The 15005-nt window shown below is 53.3% G+C and carries 16 protein-coding genes and 2 tRNA genes; 9 read left to right on the forward strand and 9 right to left on the reverse strand.

Going from position 1 to position 15005, the window contains the following annotated elements:
- Positions 1-380 precede the first annotated feature (380 nt).
- On the forward strand, positions 381-632 hold the full coding sequence (locus tag L466_RS06765; RefSeq protein WP_311776240.1) for a DUF4942 domain-containing protein: 252 nt from the start codon (positions 381-383) through the stop codon (positions 630-632).
- A 109-nt stretch (positions 633-741) separates the two neighbouring features.
- On the opposite strand, the gene L466_RS06760 is transcribed toward L466_RS06765, so the two are convergent.
- The 3 genes from L466_RS06760 to L466_RS06750 all read right to left on the reverse strand — a co-directional run bounded on the left by L466_RS06760 (position 742) and on the right by L466_RS06750 (position 2823).
- Positions 742-829: transfer RNA gene (locus tag L466_RS06760), tRNA-Ser, on the reverse strand.
- Positions 830-962: 133 nt separating this feature from the next.
- Positions 963-1050: transfer RNA gene (locus L466_RS06755), tRNA-Ser, on the reverse strand.
- Between the two features lie 144 nt (positions 1051-1194).
- Complete coding sequence (locus L466_RS06750; protein WP_025204529.1) at positions 1195-2823, reverse strand: ABC transporter substrate-binding protein; 1629 nt, start codon at positions 2821-2823, stop codon at positions 1195-1197.
- A 269-nt stretch (positions 2824-3092) separates the two neighbouring features.
- On the opposite strand from L466_RS06750, the gene yccA reads away from it, so the two are divergent.
- Positions 3093-3752 carry an FtsH protease modulator YccA gene (yccA, locus tag L466_RS06745; RefSeq protein WP_014169445.1) on the forward strand — a complete coding sequence of 220 codons (660 nt, stop codon included), beginning with the start codon at positions 3093-3095 and terminating at the stop codon, positions 3750-3752.
- Positions 3753-3840: 88 nt separating this feature from the next.
- Positions 3841-4170 carry a sulfurtransferase TusE gene (tusE, locus tag L466_RS06740; protein WP_020884782.1) on the forward strand — a complete coding sequence of 110 codons (330 nt, stop codon included), beginning with the start codon at positions 3841-3843 and terminating at the stop codon, positions 4168-4170.
- On the opposite strand, the gene yccX is transcribed toward tusE, so the two are convergent.
- From yccX to L466_RS06725, 3 genes are all read right to left on the reverse strand, one after another.
- On the reverse strand, positions 4167-4448 hold the full coding sequence (gene yccX, locus L466_RS06735; RefSeq protein WP_020884783.1) for an acylphosphatase: 282 nt from the start codon (positions 4446-4448) through the stop codon (positions 4167-4169). The genes tusE and yccX overlap by 4 nt on opposite strands.
- Before the next feature lie 11 nt (positions 4449-4459).
- Positions 4460-5188: a helix-turn-helix transcriptional regulator gene (locus L466_RS06730; RefSeq protein ID WP_198922322.1), complete on the reverse strand. Its 729-nt coding sequence runs from the start codon at positions 5186-5188 to the stop codon at positions 4460-4462.
- 70 nt (positions 5189-5258) lie between these two features.
- Positions 5259-5816 carry a kinase inhibitor gene (locus L466_RS06725; RefSeq protein ID WP_032681321.1) on the reverse strand — a complete coding sequence of 186 codons (558 nt, stop codon included), beginning with the start codon at positions 5814-5816 and terminating at the stop codon, positions 5259-5261.
- Between the two features lie 175 nt (positions 5817-5991).
- Between L466_RS06725 and rlmI the strand changes: the two genes are divergently transcribed.
- Both rlmI and hspQ read left to right on the forward strand, forming a co-directional pair.
- Positions 5992-7182, forward strand: coding sequence for a 23S rRNA (cytosine(1962)-C(5))-methyltransferase RlmI (rlmI, locus tag L466_RS06720; RefSeq protein WP_032677819.1), 1191 nt, complete (start codon positions 5992-5994; stop codon positions 7180-7182).
- A gap of 60 nt (positions 7183-7242) precedes the next feature.
- Positions 7243-7560 carry a heat shock protein HspQ gene (gene hspQ, locus L466_RS06715; protein ID WP_013097248.1) on the forward strand — a complete coding sequence of 106 codons (318 nt, stop codon included), beginning with the start codon at positions 7243-7245 and terminating at the stop codon, positions 7558-7560.
- A gap of 34 nt (positions 7561-7594) precedes the next feature.
- Here hspQ and L466_RS06710 read toward each other — a convergent pair whose 3' ends face one another.
- The gene (locus L466_RS06710; protein WP_025204532.1) at positions 7595-8011 is read right to left on the reverse strand and encodes a CoA-binding protein; all 417 of its coding nucleotides are present in this window, start codon (positions 8009-8011) and stop codon (positions 7595-7597) included.
- Between the two features lie 172 nt (positions 8012-8183).
- On the opposite strand from L466_RS06710, the gene L466_RS06705 reads away from it, so the two are divergent.
- The gene (locus L466_RS06705) at positions 8184-8846 is read left to right on the forward strand and encodes a curli synthesis inhibitor (RefSeq protein ID WP_032679662.1); all 663 of its coding nucleotides are present in this window, start codon (positions 8184-8186) and stop codon (positions 8844-8846) included.
- Positions 8847-8926: 80 nt separating this feature from the next.
- Positions 8927-9385, forward strand: coding sequence for a methylglyoxal synthase (gene mgsA, locus L466_RS06700; protein ID WP_020884788.1), 459 nt, complete (start codon positions 8927-8929; stop codon positions 9383-9385).
- Between the two features lie 59 nt (positions 9386-9444).
- Here the strand turns inward: mgsA and helD are convergent, their stop codons facing one another.
- The gene (gene helD, locus L466_RS06695; RefSeq protein WP_032681322.1) at positions 9445-11499 is read right to left on the reverse strand and encodes a DNA helicase IV; all 2055 of its coding nucleotides are present in this window, start codon (positions 11497-11499) and stop codon (positions 9445-9447) included.
- Between the two features lie 122 nt (positions 11500-11621).
- Between helD and L466_RS06690 the strand changes: the two genes are divergently transcribed.
- Together L466_RS06690 and yccS are read left to right on the forward strand one after the other, a co-directional pair.
- Complete coding sequence (locus L466_RS06690; RefSeq protein WP_025204535.1) at positions 11622-12068, forward strand: YccF domain-containing protein; 447 nt, start codon at positions 11622-11624, stop codon at positions 12066-12068.
- A gap of 19 nt (positions 12069-12087) precedes the next feature.
- Positions 12088-14250 (forward strand): YccS family putative transporter, encoded by a 2163-nt coding sequence (yccS, locus tag L466_RS06685; protein WP_020884791.1) that lies wholly within the window; start codon positions 12088-12090, stop codon positions 14248-14250.
- Here the strand turns inward: yccS and L466_RS06680 are convergent.
- Complete coding sequence (locus L466_RS06680; RefSeq protein WP_020884792.1) at positions 14207-14833, reverse strand: TfoX/Sxy family DNA transformation protein; 627 nt, start codon at positions 14831-14833, stop codon at positions 14207-14209. The genes yccS and L466_RS06680 overlap by 44 nt on opposite strands.
- Positions 14834-15005 lie beyond the last annotated feature (172 nt).

Consider the following 15005-nt stretch of genomic DNA (forward strand, 5'->3'; position numbering starts at 1 on the left):
TGAAATAAGGGTGTACAGTAAGTGATCAATTTGATTTAGGGACAACTTTGTATAAAATCTCATCAATCACATGAAATATCTGATTTTGTACTTTTATCAAAAAATGAAAGGCAGAACGTGCTTGCCTGTGTGAAAAATTGGCGACATTTACTGGCCTTCACCATTTTTATTATTTATTTAAATGGGTCTTATTATTTTCATCAGAAAAACAAATATCGCAGGGGATTTTTGCATGCCTCGCCCCAGTACTCGTGATATGTACATCTCAGGTATCGTTCGAGGAGTGGGTACGACCTTGAACAACAACCTTTGCTGTGTAGCTTGAAAAAATTCGGAAGGGTGTCGATCGTTCCGTAAGTTATATGCATAAGGGCGTACCTGTGAAGCTGATTCCCTTAGAACGTGTGGCTACATCCGATAACCATGAAAATGTAACCAGACGACTGAATGCTCTCATTGATGAAAACAGGCATTGCGATCGTTATGAAGATGAGATGTTTGCTATTAACTATTTTGAGAAGGGAACGACTCACGTCATAAAACGACCAGATCGGGTGGATAACCCCAATGACATCATCGCTGGCATTATCCTGGAACACCAGGAGCAAGATGTAACAGATGCCGGTTACTAATCCGTCCAATGGATTCTTAGCCCCACCGACGCAAGCCAGACGGCAATGGCATACTAAAAACCGACAAAAACAAAAAACCCAGGTCGCATAACGACCTGGGTTTCAAATTTGGCGGAAGCGTAGAGATTCGAACTCTAGAACCCTTTCGGGTCGCCGGTTTTCAAGACCGGTGCCTTCAACCGCTCGGCCACGCTTCCAAAGTGAGGCGCACTATAAACATCTATTAGCGCCTTGTAAAGCAGGAATTTTTCTATTTTTTTCTGCGGGTGCTATCCATGCCCCTTAAAAGCAAAAAGCCCCGCGATATGACTATCGCAGGGCTTTTATGTCTGGCGGAAGCGCAGAGATTCGAACTCTGGAACCCTTTCGGGTCGCCGGTTTTCAAGACCGGTGCCTTCAACCGCTCGGCCACACTTCCTAAGTGAGGCGAACTATAAACACCTCTCCGCATGCTGTAAAGAGTGACCGCATTCGTTCGCTTTAAAAATAGCCAAAACGCGTTTAATCGGTTGAATAGACAACGTATCGGCCATTTTATCAGCACAAAATTCAGCGTTCACGCTCAGTGTTTTTTGATATACATGTCCCTGGTGAAATAGTACCCCAGCTTGTCCGGCGTGAATCCTCCCACCCACGGTTTGACCAGGTGCGTGCGGACATAGTGATAAACCGGGATGGCAGGCACATCGCGCGCCAGCAAATCTTCCGCCTGCTGATAGAACTTACCGCGCTCTGCCGGCGTTTTGGCTTTCGCGGCGTTCACCAGCGCCTGGTCATACTCCGGATTGCTGTACTGGCTGGTGTTTTCGCTGTCACCAGTACGGAAGTTGTTCAGGAAAGTGGCAGCATCGTCGTAATCGGCAATCCAGGCGTAGCGCACTGCGTCAAAGTCGTGGGTATGCATCGTATCGAGCATCGTTTTCCACTCCTGATTTTGCAGCTTCGCCTCCACCCCGAGGTTTTTCTTCCACATCGAGCTGGCGGCAATCGCGATGCGCTGGTGCGATTCAGAGGTGTTATAGAGCAGGTTAAAACGCAGCGGATGGCTGGCGTTAAAGCCGGCTTCGGCCAGCAGCTTTTTCGCTTCTTCGATACGTTTATCCATCGGCCAGCTGGCATAGTCCGGATTCTGGAGCGTCACACCGCCAATATCTGGCTGGCTGATAAGCCATGCCGGACGCTGCCCCTGCCCTAAGACCTTCCCGGCAATGATCTCTTTATCCAGCGCCATGTTCAGCGCCTTACGTACACGCGCGTCGTTGAATGGCGGCCGGGTGGTGTTGAATTCATAGTAATAAGTGGCAAGCTGCGGGGAGACATCCAGCTGGCTACCCAGGGTTTTCTTGAGCTGGGCAAACTGGTTGATTGGCACCGTATAAACAATATCGATTTCACCTGCTTTAAAACGGTTTACATCCGAGGCCTCGGAGGTGATCGGCAGATAGGTCACTTTATTGATAACGGTATGTGCGTTATCCCAGTAGCGAGGGTTACGCTCCGCCACGATGCGCTCGTTAACCACCCACTGCGACAGTTTATACGCTCCGCTGGTGACGATATGCTCCGGTTTGGTCCACTTATCACCAAACCGACCAATCAGCACCTTATCCACCGGCACCAGCGACGGGTGGGCCAGCATGGCAAGGAATGCGGCATTAGGTTGAGTCAGCGTGACCTCAAGCGTAGTATCGTTAATGGCTTTTACACCCAGCGTATCCGGTGCTTTTTTCCCCTGAGCGATATCAGCGGCGTTAACAATATGCATGTTGCCCGGATAGCTGGCATACGGCGAGGCGGTTTTGGGGTCTGTCAGACGTTGCCAGCTCCAGACCACATCCTGCGCGGTAATCGCGGTGCCGTCACTCCATGTGATGCCTGGACGCAGATGAAAAGTCCAAACGGTGTTGTCTTTGTTCTCCCATTTTTCTGCCAGCCGTGGCTGTATTTCACCAGTTGGAGAAACGCTAACCAGCCCTTCGAAGATATCGCTGATAATATTGAATTCGACATCGCTTTCGACTTTATGGGGGTCGAGTGAGGCCGGTTCATTACCGTTGTTTCTGACCAGTTCCTGTTTATCGGCCAGCTGTGTTCCTGCTGGCACGTTAGCCGCCCAGGTCGCCGTGCTGGCGCACAGGATCCCTGCCGTTAACAAAGAGAGTGTAAAGCGCGTGCGTGCTTGTGGTTTCATTTCCTTCGCCTTATTGTCTGTTTTTTGACGATCCGGAAATAACACTTAGCGCTCAACGTGTAATAACGCAATATTTTTCAGTAACCTATAAGAGCTTGATCTGAATAAATGAAGCAAACCGTTGTTCATTCTGCTGAAAAGGTTTTCTGAAGAATAAACAACCAGCAGTAACGCTAACGTCCTGAGTAAAGATGGGTAAAACCACTTTGAGACTGGCGCGCCGTTTCCTATTCTTTCCGCTAATTACATCTGTCATAAGAGAGTGACTCATGGATCGTATAATTACTTCTTCACGCGACCGCACATCGCTACTCAGTACCCACAAGGTGCTGCGCAATACCTATTTCATGCTCAGCCTGACGCTGGCATTCTCGGCGATGACCGCAACGGCCAGCACCGTGCTGATGCTGCCGTCACCGGGTCTGATCCTGACGCTGGTGGGGATGTATGGTCTGATGTTCCTGACCTACAAAACTGCTGATAAACCGGTGGGTATTCTGTCCGCGTTCGCCTTTACGGGTTTCCTGGGCTATATCCTGGGGCCCATCCTTAACGCCTATCTGTCCGCCGGTATGGGCGACGTGATTGGCATGGCGCTGGGCGGTACCGCGCTGGTGTTCTTCTGCTGTTCGGCCTACGTGCTGACCACCCGTAAGGATATGTCCTTCCTCGGCGGTATGCTGATGGCAGGTATCGTGGTGGTGCTGGTAGGTATGGTGGCAAACATCTTCCTGCAGTTGCCTGCCCTGCACCTGGCGATCAGCGCCGTGTTTATTCTGATTTCATCTGGCGCAATCCTGTATGAAACCAGCAACATCATTCACGGCGGTGAGACGAACTACATCCGCGCCACCGTGAGCCTGTATGTATCGCTGTACAACATCTTCGTCAGCCTGTTGAGCATCCTGGGCTTCGCCAGCCGCGATTAATCAACAATGCTGTGAACCAGAGCCCCGCTTATGCGGGGCTTTGTTTTTTGGTACACTGCTGCGGTTTTTGACTGACGCGTGAATGACTATGTTGAGTTTTGAAGGTAAAGAGATTGAAACTGATAACGACGGTTATCTGAAAGAGAGCAGCCAGTGGAGCGAGCCGCTGGCGGAAAAAATCGCCGAAAACGAAGGTATCGCCCTCTCCCCGGAACACTGGGAAGTGGTGCGTTTTGTGCGCGAATTCTATCTCGAATTCAACACCTCCCCGGCGATCCGCATGCTGGTCAAGGCAATGGCCAATAAATTCGGTGAAGAGAAAGGCAACAGCCGTTACCTGTATCGCCTGTTCCCGAAAGGCCCGGCAAAACAGGCCACCAAAATCGCCGGCCTGCCAAAACCGGTGAAATGCATTTAGTAGCGAATACCGAAGTTAACGTATTCCCGGCCGGGTTGATGGGGTTCGGTTAAAACCTTATCAACCCGCGCGCTGCGCGGCCCACCTGCTTTCAGCCATGCAACCAGCTTTTCAACCTGCTCCGCATCACCACAGGCAACGACCTCAACGCTGCCATCATCCCTGTTTCGCGCGTATCCCGTGAGCCCCAGCTGCATAGCTTCGCGCTGCGTGCTGTAACGGAATCCGACACCCTGAACCATGCCGTGTACCCAGGCAATTGTGCAGATTTTTGACATTTTTCTACTCCTTAACGTAGCGTTTTCGGCAAACAGCCATAATGTTGCCGGAAACGGGCAGTAAAACGAGAGCTGGAAAGATAACCACATTGTAATGCGATTTCACCAATAGGTAACCGGGTTGACTGTAAGTGTGACAGCGCAACGGCCATCCTCACCTCCTCAACAATCTGGCGAAAACTCTGCGACTCTTCGCGTAACCGTCTGCGTAGCGTCGGCACGCTCAATGCCAGGCGGCTGGCAACATCCTGTGCAGTCCAGGCCCTGGCGGGCGAGAGCATGATGAACTGCCGCACCTGCTCGGACAGGTGGCTATTACGCTCTATAAGCAAAGGCCCTGCGACGCCGTCATGAAGCAATGCCAGCAAAAGGCCGAAAGCCTGATGCTTTTGTAACGCCTCCGGTAAATCCTGACGCACGGCATGCAGCAGGTTACTCCACATAAATGCCAGCCCCTCACTCAGGGGAGCACAGAGGGAATGCAGTTCTGTGCGCGGCCAGGATTTCAGGTAATGCGTTTTAAACTCCGCCAGAAGCTCCGGTGACAACATCAATAAGTCAGAACGAAAGAGACCATTCGCGGGTTGATTTATGATCTCCAGCGGCGTATTGGCGGGAATAATGATCAGCGACGCTTTCGTCGCCACCAGGCGGTTATCGTCCTGAACAATCACTTTACTGCCGTGAGTGATATGGCAAATGGCAGGAAGAAAGAGTTTAACCTGGTGCAGGTGATGCATTTTACTGGCACTCACTTCACCAGCCGTCAAATGTTTATGTTGAAACTGGACTCCCTGCACCGTGCCATCCTTATCTGCTGTAGGTAACGGTTAAGCTGGCCTTTGCCAGGACGTGACTGTTAAGCATAAAACCCACCAGCGCGCCGCTGGCATTCCTGTCGACAGGCAATTTATCCACATCCAGCGCCCAGACGGTAAACTGATAACGGTGCGGCTTATCCCCTTTGGGCGGACATGCGCCGCCGAAACCAGAATAACCGAAATCATTACGCCCCTGCACAACCCCGGCCGGTAATGTCTCCCCCTTCGGGTTTCCGGCATCGGCGGGAAGCGTCAGCGTCTGGAGGGGAATATTGACCACCGTCCAGTGCCACCATCCACTTCCGGTAGGGGCATCAGGATCAAATACCGTGACTGCGAAACTTTTCGTCCCGACAGGCGGATTTTTCCACGCCAGTTGTGGAGAGTGATTCCCACCGTGACACCCAAACCCTTCAAACACCTGCTGTTGCGACAACGGGCGTTCAATGGCCAGATCCTGACTGCTGATGGTGAAAGACGATGCCGCTAAAACATGAAAACTGACCACCGCCAGGGTGGTTACTGCTATCGCACGGCGCTTTTTCATTTGTGTTTCCCTTTGCTGTACCGGAAACCCTACTGTAAAGCCCACTGCAGAGCAGCATTGTGCCTAAGCGATTTGATTTTGTGCCGAAACGCTCAAAGGCATCCGCAGATGATTGCGACTTGCTGAATGTGCTACTCTACGCGCCATTTCCCTGGAATCGACAGAATAGCAAATTATGAGTGTACGTTTAGTGTTAGCCAAAGGGCGCGAGAAGTCATTATTGCGCCGCCATCCCTGGGTCTTTTCCGGTGCAGTAGCCCGTATGGAAGGCAAAGCCAGCCTCGGAGAGACCATCGATATCGTTGACCATCAGGGGAAATGGTTAGCGCGAGGCGCATATTCGCCAGCGTCCCAAATCCGCGCTCGCGTCTGGACCTTTGATAAAGATGAAACGATCGATATTGATTTCTTCGTTCGTCGTTTACAGCAGGCGCAGCAGTGGCGTGAGTGGCTGGCAAAGCGTGACGGTCTGGACAGCTACCGTGTGATTGCCGGTGAGTCCGACGGTCTGCCTGGCGTGACGATCGACCGCTTCGGTAACTTCCTGGTACTGCAACTGTTAAGCGCAGGGGCTGAATATCAACGTGCCGCGCTGATCAGCGCGTTGCAATCGGTTTTCCCGGAATGCGCCATTTATGACCGCAGCGATGTGGCAGTGCGCAAAAAAGAGGGCATGGAGCTGACGCAAGGTCCGGTCACCGGTGAACTGCCGCCTGCCCTGCTGCCAATCGAAGAGCACGGTATGAAGCTGCTGGTGGATATCCAGGGCGGCCATAAAACGGGTTACTACCTGGACCAGCGTGACAGCCGCCTGGCCACTCGCCAGTATGTTGCCGACAAACGCGTACTGAACTGCTTCTCCTATACCGGCGGTTTCGCCGTCTCGGCGCTGATGGGCGGCTGTGCCCAGGTTGTCAGCGTTGATACCTCTCAGGAAGCGCTGGACGTGGCGAAACAAAACGTCGAGCTGAACAAGCTGGATCTGAGCAAAGCCGAGTTTGTTCGCGATGACGTCTTCAAGCTGCTGCGTAAGTATCGCGATCAGGGCGAGAAATTCGACGTCATCGTGATGGATCCACCGAAGTTTGTGGAGAATAAAAGTCAGCTGATGGGTGCCTGCCGCGGCTATAAGGATATCAACATGCTGGCCATCCAGCTGCTGAACCCGGGTGGAGTGCTTCTCACCTTCTCCTGCTCCGGCCTGATGACCACAGATTTATTTCAGAAAATCATCGCTGATGCCGCAATAGATGCTGGTCGTGATGTACAATTTATAGAACAGTTCCGTCAGGCAGCCGATCACCCGGTGATCGCTACCTACCCGGAAGGGCTGTATCTGAAAGGGTTTGCCTGTCGCGTCATGTAACTTGAAAAGAGAAATATTGCCCGCACATAACGTGTAAGGAGTGTTTCCCGGGAGGTGACTATGATTGCCAGCAAATTCGGTATCGGCCAGCAGGTCCGCCACACTTTGCTAGGGTATTTGGGTGTGGTCGTGGATATCGACCCGGAGTATTCCCTTGATGAACCGTCAGCGGATGAGCTGGCGGTTAACGCTGAGCTTCGCGCCGCGCCCTGGTATCATGTGGTGATGGAGGGGGATGATGGACAACCCGTTCACACCTACCTTGCTGAAGCGCAGCTGAGTAGCGAACTGCAGGATGAGCATCCAGAGCAACCCACGATGGATGAACTTGCTCAGACTATCCGCAAACAGTTACAGGCCCCGCGCCTGCGGAACTAAGCGTGTAAAAAAAGCCCGATAAACGGGCTTTTTTTTATGACTTCGCCAGCCCCAGACGGGGAATCTCAATCGCCGGACATCGGTCCATTACCACCGTCAGACCGGCTTCTCGCGCCAGCACCGCCGCCTGCTCGTTAATGACACCCAACTGCATCCACAGCGTTTTCGCGCCGATGGCGATGGCCTCTTGTGCCACTCCCCACGCTGCCTCGGAATTGCGGAAAACATCCACCATGTCCACTTTTTCAGGTACCTCGTTCAGCGTGGCGTATCCCTGCTGACCCAGTAAGGTTTTACCGGCCACTTTCGGCGACACAGGGATGACGTGATAGCCCTGATCGAGAAGGTATTTCATCACCCGGTAGCTTGGGCGATCCGGTTTATCGCTTGCCCCTACCAGTGCAATCGTGCGCGTCGATGTCAGAATCTCGGCAATTTCGTTCTCTTTCATGGTTTTCCTCCAGGCTTTTTTATGAGTGTACGTCAAAGCGCACATCTCAACCATGCATCCCATGCAGATGCATGAGGGCAAAACGGCAGAATATGTCTATATGTTAGTAAACGTGATTATCGAAATATTTGGATACATTACCGCGGCCGAGTCATTTCAACAGGAGCCCTCTATGAAAACCGGCATTGCCACTGCTGTGATTGCGTTAGTGATGCCAGTTTGCGTCTTTGCGACCACGCTACGGCTTACAACGGATATTGATCTGCTGGTGCTGGACGGAAAAAAAGTGTCCAGTTCCTTGTTGCGCGGTGCGGACAGCATCGAACTTGATAATGGACCACACCAGCTGGTATTGCGGGTAGAAAAAACCATCGGCCTCGCTAATCATGAACAACGCATGTATATCTCTGCGCCGCTGATTGTCAGTTTTAATACCCAGCGGGTCAGTCAGGTGAACATAACCCTCCCGCGTCTTGAAACCGAAAAAGAGTCGGCGGCCTTTGACGCCTCTCCGCGCCTTGAACTGCTGGACGGGGATTCAATGCCGATTCCGGTAAAACTCGATATTCTGGCGTTAACCTCGTCCCCGAAAGGCACCGATTACGAGGCCGCGACCGAAATTTATAACAAGGCGGGCAAACGCGCTTCCCTTCCACAGTTTGCCACCAGGATGGCCGACGACAGTACGCTGCTGTCCGGTGTCTCAGAGCTGGATGTTATTCCGCCACAGTCCCAGACGTTAACGGAACAGCGTCTTAAATTCTGGTTCCAGCAGGCCGATCCTGAGACACGGGCGCGTTTTTTACAGTGGGTAAAGCAACAACCTTCATCATAAGCCACATTTTTTTCGCCTTTCTCTTGCAGCGTCAGGCGGTTCCCGTCATCGTGTAGTCAGTTAACCTGATGGATAAGATTATGGAACTGACAACACGCACGCTACCGGAACGCAAACACATTGCTCTGGTTGCGCACGATCACTGTAAACAAATGCTGCTTAACTGGGTTCGCCGCCATCAGCCATTGCTGGAAAAGCATGCTCTCTCAGCGACCGGGACAACCGGTAACCTGATCCACCGCGAAACGGGTCTGGAGGTCAATGCCATGCTGAGTGGCCCGATGGGCGGCGACCAGCAGGTCGGCGCTCAGATCTCTGAAGGGAAAATTGATGTACTGATTTTCTTCTGGGATCCGCTGAATGCGGTTCCGCACGACCCGGATGTCAAAGCCCTGCTGCGTCTGGCAACGGTATGGAATATTCCGGTGGCGACGAACCTGTCGACGGCAGATTTCATCATTGAATCCCCGCACTTCAACTCACCGGTTGAGATCCTGATCCCGGATTATCAGCGCTATCTTTCCGAAAGACTGAAGTAGTTTTTTGCCCGGTGGCGACACGCTTACCGGGCCTGCAATATTACCGCTCCGCTATCCCGTTAAGGCTTCCTCGCCACTGGGACATCAATACTCTTCAGAATATCGACAAACACCGACGGCTCCTCTTTGTTGAACAGCAGCCACACGCGATGACGCGCGCGGGTCATCGCCACGTACAGCAAACGCCGCTCTTCGGCGTCCGGAAAATCTTCCGGGACCGGCAGTAATGCCTGTTCCATTACCGACTCTCGTGCCGGAGCCGGGAAACCATCGCTCCCCTCTTTAAGCCCCATCACTATCACATAGTCGGCCTGCTGTCCTTTGCTGGCGTGGATGGTCATAAAATCGAGCTGCAGCTTCGGCCAGCGGGTCGCGGCTTTTTCCAGCGCCGCAGGCTTAAGATGGTGATAGCGTGCCAGCACCAGAATACGTTCATCCGGCTTCGCATAGCCGCTCAGTTTGTCCAGCAGCGGCTCCAGCTGATCGTCCGCCAGCAGGGTAACGGCTTTTTTGTCCCCGGCCCGGAGGCTATTTAGGGGTTTTGCCAGCTGATGCGGGTTCTGCTGGATAAAGCGGTTGGCAACTTCACCAATCCGGGAATTGAAGCGGTAGGTGGTATCCAGATCGCTGCGATCGCCTTCGCCAAAATAGTGATGGAATGCAGTCGTCAGGGAGAGCTGTGCCCCGCTGAAGCGATAGATAGCCTGCCAGTCATCGCCCACCGCAAACAGCGAGGTATGTTTATTTTGCGCCCTTAACGCCGAGAGCAGCGCGGCACGTTGCGGCGAGATATCCTGGAATTCATCCACCAGGATATGCTTCCACGGGCTGACAAAACGGCCCTTCTCAAGAATGATAATGGCCTGATGGATCAAACCGGAGAAATCGACGGCATTTTCCTCTTTCAGCGCGGTTTTCCAGGCTTTCAGCATCGGGGCCATCAGCTTAACCCGCTTCGAAAACAGGGCGCGGATCGTCTCCGGCGCGCTTTCAATCATCTCGGCTTGCGATCCGCCGTGCATCCGCATCAGGCTAACCCAGCGGTCGAGGCGAGAGCCCAGGCGACGAGCCAGTTTTTCATCCTGCCAGAAATTGCCTTCCGGTACGTCCCAGTTGAGTTCTTCTTTCAGCCACTGACGCCACCCTTTAGCCTGCGCCTTTTTCTCACTGCACTGCTGACGCCACGTCTTGATGAACAGCGCCTGACGCGCCTGCGTGTCGTTTTCCAGCTTGCTGATGGCAGGCACTTTTTTACTGCCCTGCTGAATAATATGCAGCGCCAGGGCATGGAAGGTTCTGGCGGTAATATCCCGGGTATGCAGGCGTTCCTGTATGCGTTCGTCCATCTCCTCGGCCGCCTTACGGCCAAACGCCAGCAACAGTATCTGGTCGGCAACAGCCTCACCCGTTGTCAGTAGCCAACCCGCACGGGCCACCAGCACCGACGTTTTGCCGCTTCCGGCACCCGCCAGCACCAGCAGGGACTGCTCGCCGTTAACCACAGCGCGCGCCTGTGCAGGGTTAAGCGGTGAAGATTCAACCGTGCTGAAAAAGTCGGCATAACGGGTCAGCATGGCATCTGTCCACGCCTGGTTGTGCGCCAGCCGGCTCTTGTCTGTATCGCCAAGCCAGGCCTGACACTGACGCCAGGCGTCACGGCAATTGTCGAACTCGTCAAGACGCGTCACGGATAACGGCAGTGCCGCCAGCGCCTGCCTGATCTTTTGCTGCAACCCGGCCGTCTGCTGGCGGGTGAGCCACGTTTGTTGCTCGTTACTTTGTGCAATATCATCCAGTACCTGCTGCAGTACCTGAGCGGCAATCACGCTCATATCCTGGCTCCACTGCTGCCAGAGCATATTCAGATGATGATGGAAGCGCTGGGTCTCAGCCCACTCGGTACCGTGAAGGCGCACGACTTTATCGTCAGGCAGGACAAACTCCAGTTCGCCCCAGACCAACCCGCGTTTACAGTGGATAGCCAGCAGTTGATTAAACGGAATGAGGTATTCGTGGCGTTCTCCGGAGACTTTCACTCCGGCATTAAGGAGGACAACCCTGTCGTAGGGGTGTTGCGCCAGGCGTTTGCCTAATGATGTTGCTTTCAGTTCCATGTCCAGCCGAATCCACGAAGAGATAATTTACCTGACAGTTTAACTGCCAGTTTTAAGGTGCTCCAGCCTAAAAAACGTTACAATCACTGGGCGTTAATCATATCGAAAGGAACTGAGGGTTTATGCGTACTGTTCTGAATGTTTTGAATTTTGTGTTAGGCGGTTTTGCCACCACTCTTGCCTGGCTTTTTGCCACGCTGGTGAGCATCGTCCTTATTTTTACGCTCCCCCTGACCCGCTCCTGCTGGGAAATCACCAAACTCTCTTTCATCCCGTACGGGAATGAAGCCGTCCACGTTGACGAACTGAACCCGGAGAGCAAAAACGCACTGCTGAACACGGGAGGCACGGTCCTCAATATTCTGTGGCTGGTTTTCTTCGGCTGGTGGCTGTGTGTGATGCATATCTTTGCCGGTATTGCCCAGTGCATATCCATTATTGGTATTCCGGTAGGGATCGCGAACTTTAAGATTGCCGCCATCGCGCTTTGGCCAGTCGGGCGCAGGGTCGTTCCGGTAGAAGTGGCACAGGCGGCACGTGAAGCAAACGCGCGTCGTCGTTTTCAGTAAATAAGGACTGGCCGTGCTTATGCTAAGCCCACTGCTTCGCCGTTATACCTGGAACAGCATCTGGCTTTATAACGTCAGAATATTTATCGCCCTTTGCGGCACGGTTGCCCTGCCGTGGTGGCTGAATGACGTAAAACTCACCATCCCGCTCACGCTGGGAGTGGTTGCGGGGGCGCTGGCGGATCTGGACGATCGCCTTGCCGGGCGCCTGCGTAATCTTGTGATTACGCTGGTCTGTTTTTTTATCGCGTCAGCCTCCGTGGAGCTGCTCTTCCCCTGGCCCTGGCTGTTTGCCATTGGCCTTACGCTCTCTACCAGCGGGTTTATTTTGCTTGGCGGCCTTGGGCAGCGCTATGCCACTATCGCCTTTGGTGCCCTGCTGATCGCCATTTACACCATGCTGGGTGTTTCCCTTTACGATCAATGGTACCAGCAACCCATACTGCTGTTGCTGGGGGCCATCTGGTATAACCTGCTGACGTTAACCGGGCATCTTATTTTTCCGGTTCGCCCTCTTCAGGACAACCTTGCCCGCAGCTTTGAGCAACTGGCCCACTACCTTGAGCTAAAATCCCGGCTCTTCGATCCGGATATCGAGGAGGAGAGCCAGTCTCCGCTCTACGATTTGGCTCTGGCCAACGGTCAACTGGTCGCCACACTTAACCAGACGAAAGCCTCACTGCTTACCCGTCTGCGGGGCGATCGCGGTCAGCGCGGAACGCGAAGAACCTTGCACTACTATTTCGCGGCGCAGGATATTCATGAGCGTGCCAGCTCCTCGCACGTTCAGTATGCTGCCCTGCGTGAGAAGTTCCGCTACAGCGACGTGATGTTCCGCTTCCAGCGCCTGCTGTCGATGCAGTCTCAGGCGTGCCAGCAGCTGGCACGCTCCATTTTGCTGCGTACGCCCTATCAACATGACCCGCGCTTCGAACGCGTATTTAGCCATCTTGATGCGGCGCTCGATCGCGTTCAGGCCAGTGGAACATCGCCGGAACATATTAAAGCATTGGGATTTTTGCTGAATAACCTGCGGGCGATAGATGCTCAACTGGCTACCATTGAATCCGAGCAGGCGATGGCGCTCCCCGATAAAGATGTGGAGAATCAGCTTGCTGATGACAGCGTGCATAGCTTCAGCGATATGTGGCTGCGACTGAGCCGCAACTTTACGCCGGAATCGGCACTGTTTCGCCATGCGGTGAGGATGTCACTGGTGCTGTGCGTGGGTTATGCCATCATTCAGATAACCGGGTTACATCACGGTTACTGGATCCTGCTGACCAGCCTGTTTGTTTGCCAGCCAAACTATAACGCCACCCGCCACCGCCTTGCGCTACGTATTATTGGTACGCTGGTGGGCGTCGCTATTGGGCTGCCGGTGCTCTATTTCGTGCCCTCTGTCGAAGGCCAGCTGATCCTGATCGTGATCACCGGTGTGTTGTTCTTCGCCTTTCGTAATGTGCAGTATGCGCATGCCACAATGTTCATCACGCTGCTGGTGCTACTCTGCTTTAACCTGCTGGGTGAAGGATTTGAAGTGGCCCTGCCCCGCGTGATAGATACGCTGATTGGCTGCGCAATCGCCTGGGCGGCGGTCAGTTTTATCTGGCCGGACTGGCGGTTCCGTAATTTACCGCGTGTGGTAGACAGGGCGATGAATGCGAACTGTCGATACCTTGATGCCATCCTTGAGCAGTATCATCAGGGTCGCGATAACCGTCTGGCTTATCGTATCGCGCGTCGCGATGCGCATAACTGTGATGCTGAACTGGCTTCGGTGGTCTCTAACATGTCCACGGAGCCTCGCGCCACGGCAGAAATTCGGGAAACGGCTTTCCGCCTGCTCTGCCTGAACCATACCTTCACCAGTTATATTTCGACGCTGGGTGCGCACCGTGAGAAATTGACTCACCCGGCCATCCTCGCCCTGCTGGATGACGCCGTATGCTATGTCGATGACGCGCTTCATCACCGACCAGCCGATGAGCCTCGCGTTCAACACGCGCTGGATGAACTGGCTCAGCGTATTACGCATATTGACCCGGGAAGCGACAGCAAAGCACCGCTGGTTCTTCAGCAGATTGGCCTCCTTATCGCTCTGCTGCCAGAAATTTGCCGACTGCAATTGCAGATCGCTACCTGGAGGAGTGATTCTCCTGTGGCTCAGGCAGCGCATTAAACCACTCCGTTAACTCCCGGCGAATTCCCGCCGGGAGTGCCGCTTCATGAAGTCCGGCGATGGCCCCTTCCAGTGCGAAGAGCACTTTAATGCTGAGCGCTTTATTCTTCGCCCGCATCTTCAGCCAGCTCGCACGGGCCCCCAGCTCCCGCAGCGTCTCTTCATCAGTGATTCCGGCTTCAAAGAGCAGCACTTCAAGCTGAAAGGTGAGATTGGGCAAGTCCTTGAGGCGGTTTCGCCGATCACGCTGCGAACGCTCTTTTCGTGCCGCATTGAGCGCGAACGAGGAGAGCTGAAGCAGCCGTTCTCTGTCCTGCCACAGTCCGTCATCGACACGATAATAATTGAGCAGCACCGGGCGACCCCGTTTCATCAGGGTTAAGAATGATGAGGCATTTTTTACACAGTATTTTGCACTTTCCTCACAGGCCCGGAGATACAGCTCCCCGTCGGAGACCATAGCGAAGACGGCATCATCTACGGCCAGGGTATACCCACCGAACAGCGCACGATGGTGGATTTCACCTAAGGGTGAAAGGTATTCCTGGGATTTATAAATCCGTTCATAAGATATCTTTTTCATGATATTTCCCTTCAAAATCATAAAGTAACAACGAAATTTCTTACTAGCGGATCCGTTAGCAGGAAAATAGGCAACTTATCGTCGTTGAGCAAGATGATTTTTCCAGGCGCATCAATAATGAATGAAATTTGCGAGTCGCTTTCCGAAAATGAGGTTGATCTTTATGCATACA

This window comes from Enterobacter sp. BIDMC 30 (assembly GCF_000534355.1).
Taxonomy (GTDB): Bacteria; Pseudomonadota; Gammaproteobacteria; order Enterobacterales; family Enterobacteriaceae; genus Enterobacter; species Enterobacter ludwigii.

Excerpts from the sequence above, each read along its gene's own strand:
- yccS (WP_020884791.1), top strand. The coding sequence starts at position 12,088 with ATGCTAAGCCCACTGCTTCGCCGTTATACCTGGAACAGCATCTGGCTT.
- L466_RS06710 (WP_025204532.1), bottom strand. The coding sequence starts at position 8,011 with ATGAAAGAGAACGAAATTGCCGAGATTCTGACATCGACGCGCACGATT.
- rlmI (WP_032677819.1), top strand. The coding sequence starts at position 5,992 with ATGAGTGTACGTTTAGTGTTAGCCAAAGGGCGCGAGAAGTCATTATTG.
- yccX (WP_020884783.1), bottom strand. The coding sequence starts at position 4,448 with ATGTCAAAAATCTGCACAATTGCCTGGGTACACGGCATGGTTCAGGGT.
- yccA (WP_014169445.1), top strand. The coding sequence starts at position 3,093 with ATGGATCGTATAATTACTTCTTCACGCGACCGCACATCGCTACTCAGT.
- L466_RS06705 (WP_032679662.1), top strand. The coding sequence starts at position 8,184 with ATGAAAACCGGCATTGCCACTGCTGTGATTGCGTTAGTGATGCCAGTT.
- L466_RS06680 (WP_020884792.1), bottom strand. The coding sequence starts at position 14,833 with ATGAAAAAGATATCTTATGAACGGATTTATAAATCCCAGGAATACCTT.
- L466_RS06750 (WP_025204529.1), bottom strand. The coding sequence starts at position 2,823 with ATGAAACCACAAGCACGCACGCGCTTTACACTCTCTTTGTTAACGGCA.
- L466_RS06725 (WP_032681321.1), bottom strand. The coding sequence starts at position 5,816 with ATGAAAAAGCGCCGTGCGATAGCAGTAACCACCCTGGCGGTGGTCAGT.
- helD (WP_032681322.1), bottom strand. The coding sequence starts at position 11,499 with ATGGAACTGAAAGCAACATCATTAGGCAAACGCCTGGCGCAACACCCC.
- mgsA (WP_020884788.1), top strand. The coding sequence starts at position 8,927 with ATGGAACTGACAACACGCACGCTACCGGAACGCAAACACATTGCTCTG.
- hspQ (WP_013097248.1), top strand. The coding sequence starts at position 7,243 with ATGATTGCCAGCAAATTCGGTATCGGCCAGCAGGTCCGCCACACTTTG.
- L466_RS06690 (WP_025204535.1), top strand. The coding sequence starts at position 11,622 with ATGCGTACTGTTCTGAATGTTTTGAATTTTGTGTTAGGCGGTTTTGCC.
- L466_RS06730 (WP_198922322.1), bottom strand. The coding sequence starts at position 5,188 with ATGCATCACCTGCACCAGGTTAAACTCTTTCTTCCTGCCATTTGCCAT.
- tusE (WP_020884782.1), top strand. The coding sequence starts at position 3,841 with ATGTTGAGTTTTGAAGGTAAAGAGATTGAAACTGATAACGACGGTTAT.